The following is a 12,887-nucleotide window of genomic DNA, read 5'->3' on the forward strand; positions in this document are numbered from 1 at the left end:
GTCGATGCAGCCGGCGCGTTGGAACGGCGCCGGCGCGTGCTTCGGTCTTCAGTCGAGCGGCGTGATCGCCGTCGGTGCGTCTTCCTTCTTCTCCGCGAGTTCCTCGAACTCGTTGATTGCGTCGATCTCGGTGCCCATCGAGATATTGGTCACGCGCTCCAGGATCATCTCGACCACGACCGGCACCTGATGTTCGTTCATCAGCGCCTGCGCCTGCTTGAGCGCCGGGGCGATGTCTTCCGGCTTGAACACGCGGATCGCCTTGCAGCCGAGGCCTTCGGCCACCGCGACGTGATCGACGCCGTAGCCATCGAGTTCAGGCGCGTTGATGTTGTCGAACGCGAGCTGCACGCAGTAGTCCATCTCGAAGCCGCGCTGCGCCTGACGGATCAGCCCGAGATACGAGTTGTTCACGACCACGTGGATGTACGGCAGCTTGAACTGCGCGCCCACGGCCAGTTCCTCGATCATGAACTGGAAGTCGTAGTCGCCCGAGAGCGCGACGATCGGACGCTGCGGATCGGCGGCACGCACGCCGAGCGCCGCCGGAATCGTCCAGCCGAGCGGGCCGGCCTGGCCGCAGTTGATCCAGTTGCGCGCCTTGAACACGTGCAGGAACTGGGCGCCGGCGATCTGCGAAAGACCGATCGTCGTAACGAAGCACGTGTCGCGGCCGAACGCCTGGTTCATCTCTTCATAGACGCGCTGCGGCTTCATCGGCACGTTTTCGAAGTGCGTCTTGCGCAGCATCGTGCTCTTGCGCTGCTGGCAATCGCGCACCCACTCGCCGCGATCCTTCAGCTTGCCCGCAGCCTTCCATTCCTTCGCCACTTCGACGAAGAGTTCGAGCGCGAACTTCGCATCCGACACGATGCCGAGATCCGGGCCGAACACGCGGCCGATCTGCGTCGGTTCGATATCGACGTGCACGAACTTGCGGCCCTTCGTGTACACCTCGACGCTGCCCGTGTGACGGTTCGCCCAGCGGTTGCCGATGCCGAGCACGAAGTCGGAGGCGAGCATCGTCGCGTTGCCGTAGCGGTGCGACGTCTGCAGGCCGCACATGCCGGCCATCAGCGGGTGATCGTCGGGAATCGCGCCCCACGACATCAGCGTCGGGATCACGGGCACGCCGAGCGTTTCCGCGAATTCGACGAGCAGGTCTTCCGCGACCGCGTTCAGCACGCCGCCACCCGAGACGATCAGCGGCTTGTCGGCGTCGTTGAGCATCGTCAGCGCTTTTTCGACCTGCGCGCGCGTCGCTTTCGGCTTGTAGATCGGCAGCGGTTCGTAGGTGTCGATGTCGAATTCGATCTCGGCCATCTGCACGTCGATCGGCAAGTCGACCAGCACCGGACCCGGACGGCCCGAGCGCATCAGGTGGAACGCCTGCTGGAACACGCGCGGCACGAGCGCCGGTTCGCGCACGGTGACGGCCCACTTCGTGACCGGCTTGGCGATCGATTCGATGTCGACGGCCTGGAAGTCTTCCTTATAGAGGCGCGCGCGCGGCGCCTGGCCGGTGATCGCGAGGATCGGGATCGAGTCGGCCTGGGCGGAATAGAGGCCGGTGATCATGTCGGTGCCCGCCGGGCCCGACGTGCCGATACACACGCCGATGTTGCCCGGCGTGGCGCGCGTATAGCCCTCGGCCATGTGCGATGCGCCTTCGACGTGACGAGCCAGCACATGGCTGATGCTGCCCGCCTTGCGCAGCGCCGAGTAGAACGGGTTGATCGCAGCGCCCGGCACGCCGAACGCGGTGTCGATGCCTTCTTTCTCGAGCACGAGTACGGCTGCGTCGACGGCTCTCATCTTGGCCATGGTTGTCTCCTTCCTTAATCTCTTCCGATTGTTTCTGACTGCGGTTGGGCAGGGTTGAGATGAACTGTAGGCCTGCACGAAAGGTTTGATAAGATCAGCTCAGGTCGCTTTCTTCGAAACAAAAAGTATGGAATCGCGCTGACCGGCGTTTCAGGAGACGGACGATGGACCGCTTCAAGCAGATAGAAACCTTCGTGCGCGTCGCGGAGGCGGGCAGCCTCGCGGCGGCGGCGCTGGAGGAGGGCGTGTCGCCGGTGATTCTCGGACGGCGCATCGACGCGCTGGAAAAGCGCCTCGGCGTCAAGCTGATGTACCGCTCGACGCGACGGCTCGTCGTGAGCGAGGACGGCGCCGCGTTCCTCGATCGCTGCCGCCATCTGCTGACGGAATGGGATCAGGCGGAGAACGAACTCGCGGCGGGGCGGCGCGCGGTGAACGGGCATCTGATCGTGTCGGCGCCGGCGGCGTTCGGGCGGATGCACGTCGCGCCGCACGCGCCGGCGTTCATCGCCGACAAGCCCGAGTTGCAGATGTCGTTCAATCTGACCGACCGCGTGGTCGATCTGGTGCGCGAGGGCTACGATCTGTCGATTCGCATCGGCGGGGCGGTCGATCCGAACTTCGTCGCGGTGAAGCTGGCGAACAACCGCCGCGTGGTGTGCGGCACGCCGGCTTACTTCAGGAAGCATGGCAAGCCGAAATCGCTCGACGATTTACCGGCGCACAACTGTCTCGCGTTCAACCTGCAGGGCGGACAGAACCGCGGCTGGTATTTCCGGCGCAACGGCAAGCTCGCGACCGTGCGGGTGTCGGGCAATCTCGACTGCAACGACGGCGAATTGCTGCATCGCTGGATGTCCGAAGGACTCGGGCTCGGCTGGCGCTCGACGTGGGAAATCCAGCGCCAGCTGGCGGCCGGCGAGCTGGAAACCGTCCTCGACGAATACGCGCTGCCCGATTACGACATCCTCGCGGTTTATCCGCAGCAGCGCTACGTGCCCGCGAAAGTGCGCTACTTCATTGATTATCTTAAGGAAATCTACTCACAGCCGGATTACTGGAGCCGCGCGCCGTGAATTCCGGCCGCCTTACGCTCGCCGCCGCGCTAAATACTTGAAAAGAAAGCGGAAGTGAATCGCGAAATGGCGTTCGAGCTTGCGCGCGAGGCTACCGGCGGTTACAATCTTGGGCTTCTCACTTGCCGCACCGGTCCGACGCCCGGGTGGCTTCAATCCACAAGTCAGCACAAGGAGTGAATATGCGTCATTACGAAATCGTATTTATCGTGCACCCCGATCAGAGCGAGCAAGTGCCCGCCATGATCGAGCGCTACAAGGGCACGATCACCTCGCACGGTGGTCAGATCCACCGTATCGAAGACTGGGGCCGTCGCCAACTGGCCTACATGATCGAGAAACTCGCGAAGGCTCACTACGTCTGCATGAACATCGAGTGCGACCAGGCCACGCTCGAAGAACTCGAACACGCGTTCAAGTTCAACGACGCCGTCTTGCGCCACCTGATCGTCAAGATGAAGAAGGCCGAAACCGGCCCGTCGCCGATGATGAAGGAAGTGCAGCGCGAAGAAGCCAAGAAGGCGGCCTCGCAGCCGTCCGAAGCGCAGGCTTAAGACGAATTCAGATTCGTCAGCCACCAGGATTGAAGTGAACCAGTTGCAACTGACAGCGAGCGTCGTGGAACGCGAACCGGTGCGGTACACACCCGCCGGCGTACCGATAGCGAGCTGCACGTTGCATCACCAAACGGAAGTCGTCGAAGCGGGCATTGTCCGCCAGATCGAACTGACGATGCCGGCGGTAGCCGCCGGTGAGGTGAGCGGCAAGCTCGAAAGCTGTCAGATGGGCGTTCAAACGCGCTTCACCGGCTTTCTGGCAAAAAAGAGCCGCAACGCACGAACCCTGGTGTTTCACATCACAGAATTGCAGGACATTGGAAAGGACTGAACATGCCCCGCCCGACTGGTAAGAAATTCGACAAGCGTCGTCAGCAACAAAACCCGCTCTTCAAGCGCAAGAAGTTCTGCCGTTTCACGGCCGCCAACGTCGATTACATCGACTACAAGGACACGGAAACGCTGAAGGACTTCATCGGCGAGAACGGCAAGATCACGCCGGCACGCCTGACGGGTACGAAGGCTCACTATCAGCGTCAGCTCGACACGGCCATCAAGCGCGCGCGTTTCCTCGCGCTCCTGCCGTACACCGACCTGCACAAGGCCTAATCGGACGACGTAAAAAGGAACAAGCCAAATGCAAATCATTCTTTTGGAAAAAGTCGTCAACCTGGGCAACCTGGGCGACATCGTCAAGGTCAAGGACGGTTACGCACGTAACTTCCTGATCCCGGGCAAGAAGGCCCGCCGCGCAACGAAGGACGCCATCGCCGAATTCGAAGTGCGCCGCGCCGAGCTGGAAAAGGTCGCCGCTGAGAAGCTGGCCGCCGCGCAAACGCAAGGCGAAAAGCTGAACGGCTCGACCGTGCAGATCTCGCAAAAGGCCGGCGTCGACGGCCGTCTGTTCGGTTCGGTCACGAACGCGGACATCGCCGACGCGCTGAAGAAGCAAGGCTTCGCCGAAGTCGAAAAGGCGCAGGTTCGCATGCCGGAAGGCCCGCTGAAGCTGGTCGGCGACCACGCGGTGCAAGTCGCGCTGCACACGGACGTCGTCGTCGACGTCACGGTGTCGGTGCTGGGCGAGCACGCCTAAAGGCCGCGAGCGCCAGCACTGGCGCTCGTCGCGAATAGCAGGAAAAAGAAGGGCAGGGACCGCGCGCGGTTCCTGCCTTTTTTGTTGGCCGCAGCCGGCCATTTCACCGATAATTCCACCCCATGAACGCTCCGTCGAAAGATCCGCAACTCGATGCGCTGAAGGTCCCGCCGCATTCGATCGAAGCCGAACAATCCGTGATCGGTGGCCTGCTGCTGGACAACGCCGCCTGGGACCGCATCGCCGATGTCATGTCGCATGGCGATTTCTATCGCTATGACCATCGAATCATTTATGAGCACATCGGCCGGCTGATCGCCTCGACCCGTCCCGCCGACGTGATCACCGTGCACGAAGCGCTCGCGTCGTCCGGCAAGGCGGACGAAGTGGGCGGCCTCGCGTACCTGAACGCGCTCGCGCAGAACACGCCGAGCGCGGCGAACATCCGCCGCTACGCCGAGATCGTGCGCGACCGTGCCGTGTTGCGGCGGCTCGTGTCGGTGGCCGACGAAATTTCCGCCGACGCCTTCAATCCGCAAGGCAAGGAAGTGCGTCAGTTGCTCGACGAAGCCGAGGCGAAAGTGTTCTCGATCGCCGAGGACGGCGCGCGCGGCACACAGGGCTTCCTCGAAATCGGGCCGCTTCTGACGCAGGTCGTCGAGCGCATCGACACGCTGTATCACACGGCCAATCCGAGCGACGTCACCGGCACGCCGACCGGCTTCGTCGACCTCGACCGGATGACCTCGGGCATGCACGGCGGCGAACTCATCATCGTGGCGGGCCGGCCTTCGATGGGTAAAACCGCGTTTTCGATGAACATCGGCGAATACGTGGCCGTCGAGTACGGACTGCCGGTCGCGGTGTTCTCGATGGAAATGCCAGGCACGCAGCTCACGATGCGTATGCTCGGCTCGGTCGGGCGCCTCGACCAGCACCGCATGCGTACCGGGCGTCTCACCGACGAAGACTGGCCGAAGCTCACGCACGCGGTGCAGAAAATGAGCGAGGCGCAGCTTTTCATCGACGAAACCGGCGGCCTCAATCCGATGGAACTGCGTTCGCGCGCGCGGCGTCTTGCGCGACAATGCGGCAAGCTCGGTCTGATCATCATCGACTATTTGCAGCTGATGAGCGGCTCGGGCCACGGCGGCGAAAACCGCGCGACGGAAATCTCGGAAATCTCGCGCTCGCTTAAGAGCCTCGCGAAGGAACTCGACGTGCCCGTGATCGCGCTCTCGCAGCTGAATCGCGGTCTGGAACAGCGGCCGAACAAGCGTCCGATCATGTCGGACCTGCGCGAATCGGGCGCCATCGAGCAGGACGCGGACGTGATCCTCTTCATCTATCGCGATGAAGTCTACAATCCGGACAGCCCGGACAAGGGCACGGCGGAAATCATCATCGGCAAGCAGCGTAACGGTCCGATCGGGCCGGTGCGCCTCACGTTCCACGGCCAGTACACCAAGTTCGACAACTTCGCCGGCGCACAGAATTTCTACGGCAGCGAGTAAAACGGCCGCTCGTTGCGTCAATCGGCCGCCATCGTGCGGTCTTTATGCCATAACTGCGGCAGCCGGCGCGGATGCACCGGCTGTCTCGCAAAGGTACAATATGACGGTTTGACGTCAGCCATCGTATTGACCCATCTATCGGGATTTTCATGTTCGGTCGCTTCATGCCCACCGAGGGCAAATTCTTCGAAATCTTCAACGCGCACGCGAAGTGCATCGTCGACGCGAGCCGCGAGCTCGAACTGCTGATCGACAACCTCGACGACGCGGAGATCCACAAGCAGAACGTTCAGACGAACGAAAAACGCGCGGACAAGCTCACGCACGAAACCATCGACTTGCTGCACAAGACGTTCATCACGCCGCTCGATCGCGACGAGATCCACAAGCTGATCACGACGATGGACGACATCCTCGATCTGATGGAAGACGTCGCCACCGCCATTTTCCTGTACGACGTGCGTCAGGTGACGTCCGAGGCGAGCCAGCTCGCGCACATCTGCACGGCAACCTCGATCCGCGTGCAGAAGGCGGTCGAACTGCTCGCCGACATGAAGCAGGCGAGCGAAATTCTGAAGATCACCGAGGAAATCGACCGCCTGGAATCCGATGCCGACCGCGTGCTGCGCTCGGCGATGTCGAAGCTCTTCCGCGAGGAAGACGACGTAAAGACGCTCATCAAGCTGAAGGCGATCTACGAGCTGCTCGAGACGATCACCGACAAGTGCGAAGACGTCGCGAACATCATCGAAGGCATCGTGCTGGAAAACGCCTGAAGCCGGAATCCGCGCCCCGGCCGCCATGAGTGCGGCACGGGCCGCAAACTGCCGCAAACAGCGTCAAAAAAACGGGTTAAACAACCACCACCGATGCATTCGATTCAACTCGCAATCTGGGCAGTCGCCACGCTCGTTCTCGTCGCACTCGTGTTCGACTTCATGAACGGCTTTCACGACGCCGCCAACTCCATCGCCACGGTCGTCTCGACCGGCGTGCTCAAGCCGCAACAGGCGGTCGCATTCGCCGCCGCATTCAATGTCATCGCTTATTTCATCTTCCACCTGAAGGTGGCGGCCACGGTCGGAAAGGGCACGATCGACCCCAATATCGTCGACCATTACGTGATCTTCGGCGCGCTCGTCGGCGCGATCGGCTGGAACATCGTCACCTGGCATTACGGCATTCCGTCGAGCTCGTCGCATGCGCTGATCGGCGGTCTCGTCGGCGCCGCGCTGGCAAAATCGGGCTGGAGTTCGCTCAACGTCGACGGCCTTTTGAAAACCGTCTCGTTCATCTTTATTTCGCCGCTGCTCGGCTTCGTGCTCGGCTCGTTCTTCATGCTGCTCGTGTCGTGGATGTATTTCCGCACGCCACCGTCGCGCGTCGACCGGCGATTCCGCCGCCTGCAACTCGTCTCGGCGGGTTTGTATTCGCTCGGCCACGGCGGCAACGACGCGCAGAAAACCATCGGCATTATCTGGATGCTGCTGATCGCAACTGGCTACGCGTCGGCGAATTCCGAGGCGCCGCCCGTCTGGGTGATCGGCGGATGCTATCTGTCGATGGGCCTCGGCACGCTCTTCGGCGGCTGGCGGATCGTGCGCACGATGGGGCAAAAGATCACGAAGCTGAAACCGGTCGGCGGCTTCTGCGCGGAAACGGGCGGGGCGATCACGCTGTTCGTCGCCTCCATTCTCGGCATTCCGGTCTCGACGACGCACACGATCACCGGCGCGATCGTCGGCGTCGGCGCGACGCAGAAGTTCAGCGCGGTGCGTTGGGGCGTCGCGGGCAATATCGTGTGGGCCTGGATTCTGACAATTCCGGCTTCGGCCGCGCTCGCGGCCGCCGGCTGGTGGTTCGGCCACCACTTTCTATGATCGTCGCGTTTCCGCCGCTCAGATGAGCGGCGCGGAAACGCCGTCCATCGGGATGATCGCGCCCGACACGTAACTCGCGCGGCGGCTCGCCAGAAAAAGCGCGACGTCGGCGATTTCCTCCGGTTTCGCATAGCGCCCGAGCGGCACGTTCGCCTGACTGCGCTCGAGCGCCTCGTCGCGCGTGATTCCCCGTTGCTGCGCCTCGAGCGCGAGCGCTTCCTCGACGCGTTCGGTCAGCGTCGCACCCGGGTTGATCGCGTTGATGCGGATGCCGAGCTTCGCGTAATGGTGCGCGAGGCCGACCGTCGCGAGCATCAGCGCCGCGTTTGCCGCGCCGCCCGCGATATGGATGTCGCTTGCGATCTTGCCGCCCATCCCGATGATATTGACGATGACGCCCGGTTCCGCCTTCGGATTTGCGCGCGCGCGCTCGGCCATCTGCTTCAGCACGGCCTGCTGCGGATAGACGTAGGAGAAGTATTTGGCGTCCATGGCCGCCTTGAACGCGGCGGCGTCGAGCGTGTCGGGGTCGTAGCGTTTCGCGGCGCCCGCGCTGTTGATGAGGATGTCGATGGGACCGAGCGCGCCGGTTGCTTCCTCGACGATGTCGTCCGCGCTGTGCGCCTCGCGGAGATCGGCGCGGGCGAGATGCACGTGATGGCCCGCGTTGGCGAGTTGCTCGCGGGCGCGGGCGAGGTTGGCCGCATCGCGCGACACGATCGCGACTTTGGCGCCTTCGTTCGCGAATGCGCGCGCGCAAGCAAAACCGATTCCCCTGCTGCCGCCCGTAATCAGGACGACCTTGCCGGCGAGTCCCAGGTCCATGACGTTGCGCTCCTATCTAACCGACATAATCGAACACGATAGCAGAGACGCGCGGACAAGGGTTACTCGCTGCCCGTGGCGAAGCGGGCGATCGGATCGTCGGCGGGAGGCGCGCTCGGACGCGGCGCGGCGAGCGTGCTGGTCGATGCGGGCATCACGCGAGCGGTCGGTTCGGCAGCGGGCAACTGCTGGACCGCGCGCGCTTGCTGGGCCGCCAGACGCGCGTTGGGCGGCGGGGGTTCGAACGCGTCGGCGGCTGCGGCGATCGGGTCGGGCGCGCTCGATGCCGCCACGGCCGCGGGCGATACCGCGCCGGCGGCCCGCGCCTGTCGCTGCGCTGCCGCGAGTGCCGATGGTGGCGGCTCGAACTGATCGGCGGCGCTCGCGCTTAGCGACTGCGCGCGCGGGACGACTGTGGTGCCCGTCGTGAGGACTTGCTTTTGCACCGCGGGCGGCTCGAAGCGATCCGAAGGCGCGGCCGCAGCGCTATTCGCCACGCGCGCCTGCGTCGGCGGCTCCGCCCGATCGACAACCGTCGACGAAGGCCCGGCATTGCCCGGCGATGCGAGATAAGTCGGCGCGTCGAATGGTGTCGGCGCGGACTTCGGCGGGGCGACGCGCCGGATTCCGTCGAAACGCTTCGCCCAGTACGGATTCGTCAGGTAGTCGAGGCGCACGGTGCCGCCCGTCGACGGCGCGTTCACAAATCGCAGCTTGCCGACATAGATGCCCACATGCGAATGCGGCCGTCCGGTCGTGTTGAAGAAGATCAGGTCGCCGGGCGCGACTTCGTCTGGCTCGATCGATTCGCCGCGGCCGCTCATGTCGGCGGTCGTGCGGGGCAAGTTCACCGATGCCGCCCGGTCCACGACATAGCGCACGAGGCCGCTGCAATCGAAGCCGGCTTCCGGCGTATTGCCGCCCCAGCGATACGGCACGCCGACGAGCGACATCGCCTGAATCGAAATCTCCTCGCGCCCGACGCTGTGGTCGACGAAATTCGGGAAACCGGAGGGCGTGGGGAAAGTGCGGGCGGCGGTCGAGCTGGCGGCGGGTTTGCGCGAGACGTTCTGCGGCGCGCTGCCACAGGCGGCGAGCAATAACGTGACGAGCAACGGGAACCAGATTCGACGCATTTTGGAGGGACGAGCGCAAGGCAGTCAGCCGATACTAGCCCGCCGCGCGGGGCTCCAGCAAGTTTTCCTGATGTTTTACATGAGGAATGTGCGCTAAGTGTTGCGCGTCCCGGACGAACGCAAAGAAAACGGCCCGGCGGGAATCCGCCGGGCCGTGCGAAACGTGCGTCGCGCTGCTTACAGAATGTCGGAAGCGTAGTCCGCGAGCCGCGAGCGCTCGCCGCGCGCAAGCGTCACGTGACCGCTGTGCGTCCAGCCCTTGAAGCGGTCGACCACATACGTGAGCCCCGAACTGCCCTCGGTCAGATAGGGCGTGTCGATCTGCGCGATGTTGCCGAGACAGATGATCTTCGTGCCCGGACCGGCGCGCGTGACGAGCGTTTTCATCTGCTTGGGCGTCAGGTTCTGCGCTTCGTCGATGATCACGTATTTGTCGACGAAAGTCCGGCCGCGCATGAAGTTCATGCTCTTCACCTTCAGGCGCGAGCGGATCAGTTCCTGCGTCGCGGCGCGGCCCCATTCGCCGGCGGCGTCGTCGGTCTTTTGCAGCACTTCGAGGTTGTCGTCGAATGCGCCCATCCACGGCTGCATTTTCTCTTCCTCCGTGCCCGGCAGAAATCCGATGTCCTCGCCGACCGGAACCGTCGCGCGCGTCACGATGATCTCGTTATAGCGCTTGTCGTCGAGCACTTGCGCGAGGCCGGCGGCGAGCGCCATCAGCGTCTTGCCGGTGCCGGCCTGTCCGAGCAGCGTGACGAAATCGACTTCCGGGTTCATCAGGAGGTTCAGCGCGAAATTCTGCTCGCGATTGCGCGCCGTGATGCCCCACACGTTGTTTTTGTGATGGCCGTAGTCGCGCAGCGTCTGCAAGAGCGCCGTCTTGCCGTTGAGTTCGCGCACGACCGCATGGAACGACGGCTCGCCGTTCTGCGGCTCCAGATAAACGAATTCGTTGACGAGCATCGACGCGCAAAGCGGCCCCGTCACGCGGTAATACGTCGTGCCGGTCTTGGTGTCCTGCCAGCTTTCCATGCCCTTTGCGTGCTTGGTCCAGAAATCCTGGGGCAGCGCGCGCACGCCGGAATAGAGCAGGTCCTTGTCTTCGAGAACCTGGTCGTTGAAATAATCTTCGGCGGGCAGGCCGAGCGCATGCGCCTTGATGCGCATGTTGATGTCCTTCGACACCAGCACGACCTGGCGGTCCTCGCGCTCCTTCTGCAACGCGCGCACGACGCCGAGAATCTGGTTGTCCGCCTTGCCGACGGGCAGGCCCTCGACCGGCTCGATGTGCGTGAGCGTGGTCTGGAAGTAGAGGCGGCCGAGCGCATCGCGATTGCCCTGCGACGAAAGCGGCAGTCCCGCCGACATCTCGCCGACATGCGCGACGAGCGCATCGAGCGTGCGGCTCACCTGACGCGCGTTGCGCGCGACTTCGGACATGCCCTTCTTGTGATTGTCGAGTTCCTCGAGCGTCATCATCGGCAGATAGACGTCGTGTTCCTCGAAGCGAAAGAGCGAACTCGGATCGTGCATCAGCACGTTGGTGTCGAGCACGAAGAGCTTGCGCATCTCCACTTCCGGCTGGCCGCGCTGACGGCGCTTGTTCTGCGCGCGCGGCTCGGCGGCCGCTGCGGGCGCGGCCGGAGCGGAGGTCTCGCCGCGGGCTTCGCGCGCGACGGGCTTGACGATTTCGTCCTCATCGACGCTCGGTGCCGGTACCGGCTGCAAGAGCGCAGCGGTCTGTTTCGAGCGGCGGCTGCGCGCGGCGGGCGCAGGCGTGTCTGTTTTGGCCGCGGCGGGCGCGCCCTTGGCGCGCGCGATCGTGTCGCTCGCGACGGCGTGCAGCGCGCTCGCTGCGTTCGCTGCGGGCCGGGTGCTGCCGACAGCGGCCGAGCCGTACTCGGCGGCTTCGGGTTCATCGCCTTCCTGCTTCTTCGACTGTTTCGCAGGCCGGGCTTTGGCTTTGTATTCTTCAGACGGCAGGAGGTTGCCGAGCTTGGCGGGGGCGGTAGGCAAAGGCATGGTTTCCCTCGAAAGGAATCGGGTCGTGTATCGTGCGCCGCCTGTCGCATCCTGCTGGTAAGCCGTAGTACGGATCGTGCAGTTTGCGCCCGGAGACGCGCTTCGTTGTCGAAAACGCCGGTTCGCCTAGGTTTCGATCGGCTCCTTGGAGGTTGCTTGAGAAACTGACGTCGCAAGCCGGGCGCCCAAGGCGTGGCGTAATCGCGACGCAAACAAAAAAGCCGCCGTCCCGTTGATCGGAAACAGCGGCTCGACATCGGTCAAGAGGCGCCTCACGCTCTCCTTCGCCACGTAGCCCGGATCCATGCCGACCGCGCTGAAAGGCGCGTGATGGCGGGCGCTACGGCAGGAGGAATGGGGTGGACAGGCGCTCATTGAGAACCAATATAACCGGCCTCAAAGCGCTTGTACAGCGTCCACAATGGCTTCGACGTGCCCGGGCACTTTCACCCCGCGAAACTCGTGGCGCAAGACGCCGTCGGCGTCGATCAGGAAGGTCGAGCGTTCGATGCCGCGCACTTCCTTGCCATACATTTTCTTCATTTTGATGACGCCGAAAAGCGCGCAAATTGCTTCGTCGGTGTCGGAGACGAGCGCATAGGGCAGTTCGAGCTTTGCCTTGAAGTTGTCGTGCGACTTCAGGCTGTCGCGCGAAATGCCGACGACTTCGGCGCCTGCCGCCTGGAACTGCGGATACAGGTCGCGGAACTGCAGGCTTTCCGTCGTGCAGCCGGGCGTGTTGTCCTTCGGATAGAAAAAGAGGACCACCTTTTTGCCGCGCAGGCTGGAAAGCGTAAAGACGCCTGCCGTCGAAGGCGCGGTGAAATCGGGGGCGGGCTGGTCGACTGCAATCGGCACGAACGTTTCTCCTGTTGTTGTGGGTGCCTGAATCCGGATGGATGAGCGGATTCGAGGTCAAGCGGGGCGAGCGGCGCCCGAAAGCGCTACCGCAAAGGCCGA

The 12,887-nt window shown here is 63.5% G+C and carries 14 protein-coding genes; 8 read left to right on the plus strand and 6 right to left on the minus strand.

Annotated elements, in window-relative coordinates; genetic code table 11:
* Positions 1-48: 48 nt before the first annotated feature.
* A complete protein-coding gene (gcl, locus tag QCE48_RS07150; RefSeq protein ID WP_309785501.1) occupies positions 49-1,824 on the minus strand; it encodes a glyoxylate carboligase in 1,776 nt (591 codons plus the stop codon).
* A 164-nt stretch (positions 1,825-1,988) separates the two neighbouring features.
* Between gcl and QCE48_RS07155 the strand changes: the two genes are divergently transcribed.
* The 8 genes from QCE48_RS07155 (at position 1,989) to QCE48_RS07190 (ending at position 7,944) form a co-directional block, all read left to right on the plus strand.
* Positions 1,989-2,900 (plus strand): LysR substrate-binding domain-containing protein, encoded by a 912-nt coding sequence (locus QCE48_RS07155; protein ID WP_309785500.1) that lies wholly within the window; start codon positions 1,989-1,991, stop codon positions 2,898-2,900.
* A 182-nt stretch (positions 2,901-3,082) separates the two neighbouring features.
* Positions 3,083-3,454 carry a 30S ribosomal protein S6 gene (rpsF, locus tag QCE48_RS07160; RefSeq protein ID WP_014191231.1) on the plus strand — a complete coding sequence of 124 codons (372 nt, stop codon included), beginning with the start codon at positions 3,083-3,085 and terminating at the stop codon, positions 3,452-3,454.
* Positions 3,455-3,488: 34 nt separating this feature from the next.
* Complete coding sequence (priB, locus tag QCE48_RS07165; protein ID WP_309785499.1) at positions 3,489-3,788, plus strand: primosomal replication protein N; 300 nt, start codon at positions 3,489-3,491, stop codon at positions 3,786-3,788.
* A gap of 2 nt (positions 3,789-3,790) precedes the next feature.
* Positions 3,791-4,066 carry a 30S ribosomal protein S18 gene (gene rpsR / locus QCE48_RS07170; RefSeq protein ID WP_309785497.1) on the plus strand — a complete coding sequence of 92 codons (276 nt, stop codon included), beginning with the start codon at positions 3,791-3,793 and terminating at the stop codon, positions 4,064-4,066.
* A 28-nt stretch (positions 4,067-4,094) separates the two neighbouring features.
* Complete coding sequence (gene rplI, locus QCE48_RS07175) at positions 4,095-4,550, plus strand: 50S ribosomal protein L9 (protein WP_087630348.1); 456 nt, start codon at positions 4,095-4,097, stop codon at positions 4,548-4,550.
* A gap of 122 nt (positions 4,551-4,672) precedes the next feature.
* The gene (locus tag QCE48_RS07180; protein WP_309785496.1) at positions 4,673-6,064 is read left to right on the plus strand and encodes a replicative DNA helicase; all 1,392 of its coding nucleotides are present in this window, start codon (positions 4,673-4,675) and stop codon (positions 6,062-6,064) included.
* Between the two features lie 149 nt (positions 6,065-6,213).
* Complete coding sequence (locus tag QCE48_RS07185) at positions 6,214-6,840, plus strand: DUF47 domain-containing protein (protein WP_087630346.1); 627 nt, start codon at positions 6,214-6,216, stop codon at positions 6,838-6,840.
* A 93-nt stretch (positions 6,841-6,933) separates the two neighbouring features.
* Positions 6,934-7,944, plus strand: a complete 1,011-nt coding sequence (locus QCE48_RS07190) for an anion permease (RefSeq protein ID WP_309785495.1) — start codon at positions 6,934-6,936, stop codon at positions 7,942-7,944.
* Positions 7,945-7,962: 18 nt separating this feature from the next.
* Here QCE48_RS07190 and QCE48_RS07195 read toward each other — a convergent pair whose 3' ends face one another.
* The 5 genes from QCE48_RS07195 to QCE48_RS07215 all read right to left on the minus strand — a co-directional run bounded on the left by QCE48_RS07195 (position 7,963) and on the right by QCE48_RS07215 (position 12,785).
* Positions 7,963-8,769, minus strand: a complete 807-nt coding sequence (locus QCE48_RS07195) for an SDR family oxidoreductase (protein WP_309785494.1) — start codon at positions 8,767-8,769, stop codon at positions 7,963-7,965.
* A 62-nt stretch (positions 8,770-8,831) separates the two neighbouring features.
* On the minus strand, positions 8,832-9,905 hold the full coding sequence (locus tag QCE48_RS07200) for a C40 family peptidase (RefSeq protein WP_309785493.1): 1,074 nt from the start codon (positions 9,903-9,905) through the stop codon (positions 8,832-8,834).
* A gap of 177 nt (positions 9,906-10,082) precedes the next feature.
* Positions 10,083-11,927: a PhoH family protein gene (locus QCE48_RS07205; protein WP_309785492.1), complete on the minus strand. Its 1,845-nt coding sequence runs from the start codon at positions 11,925-11,927 to the stop codon at positions 10,083-10,085.
* 126 nt (positions 11,928-12,053) lie between these two features.
* Positions 12,054-12,233: a hypothetical protein gene (locus tag QCE48_RS07210; RefSeq protein WP_309785491.1), complete on the minus strand. Its 180-nt coding sequence runs from the start codon at positions 12,231-12,233 to the stop codon at positions 12,054-12,056.
* A gap of 90 nt (positions 12,234-12,323) precedes the next feature.
* Positions 12,324-12,785 carry a peroxiredoxin gene (locus QCE48_RS07215; protein ID WP_309785489.1) on the minus strand — a complete coding sequence of 154 codons (462 nt, stop codon included), beginning with the start codon at positions 12,783-12,785 and terminating at the stop codon, positions 12,324-12,326.
* Positions 12,786-12,887 lie beyond the last annotated feature (102 nt).

Source organism: Caballeronia sp. LZ024 (genome assembly GCF_031451455.1).
GTDB classification, from domain to species: Bacteria; Pseudomonadota; Gammaproteobacteria; order Burkholderiales; family Burkholderiaceae; genus Caballeronia; species Caballeronia telluris.

Coding starts and splice junctions, on each gene's coding strand:
- rplI (WP_087630348.1), top strand. CDS start 4,095: ATGCAAATCATTCTTTTGGAAAAAGTCGTCAACCTGGGCAACCTGGGC.
- QCE48_RS07185 (WP_087630346.1), top strand. CDS start 6,214: ATGTTCGGTCGCTTCATGCCCACCGAGGGCAAATTCTTCGAAATCTTC.
- gcl (WP_309785501.1), bottom strand. CDS start 1,824: ATGGCCAAGATGAGAGCCGTCGACGCAGCCGTACTCGTGCTCGAGAAA.
- QCE48_RS07195 (WP_309785494.1), bottom strand. CDS start 8,769: ATGGACCTGGGACTCGCCGGCAAGGTCGTCCTGATTACGGGCGGCAGC.
- QCE48_RS07180 (WP_309785496.1), top strand. CDS start 4,673: ATGAACGCTCCGTCGAAAGATCCGCAACTCGATGCGCTGAAGGTCCCG.
- QCE48_RS07190 (WP_309785495.1), top strand. CDS start 6,934: ATGCATTCGATTCAACTCGCAATCTGGGCAGTCGCCACGCTCGTTCTC.
- QCE48_RS07210 (WP_309785491.1), bottom strand. CDS start 12,233: ATGGATCCGGGCTACGTGGCGAAGGAGAGCGTGAGGCGCCTCTTGACC.
- QCE48_RS07205 (WP_309785492.1), bottom strand. CDS start 11,927: ATGCCTTTGCCTACCGCCCCCGCCAAGCTCGGCAACCTCCTGCCGTCT.
- rpsR (WP_309785497.1), top strand. CDS start 3,791: ATGCCCCGCCCGACTGGTAAGAAATTCGACAAGCGTCGTCAGCAACAA.
- QCE48_RS07200 (WP_309785493.1), bottom strand. CDS start 9,905: ATGCGTCGAATCTGGTTCCCGTTGCTCGTCACGTTATTGCTCGCCGCC.
- QCE48_RS07155 (WP_309785500.1), top strand. CDS start 1,989: ATGGACCGCTTCAAGCAGATAGAAACCTTCGTGCGCGTCGCGGAGGCG.
- rpsF (WP_014191231.1), top strand. CDS start 3,083: ATGCGTCATTACGAAATCGTATTTATCGTGCACCCCGATCAGAGCGAG.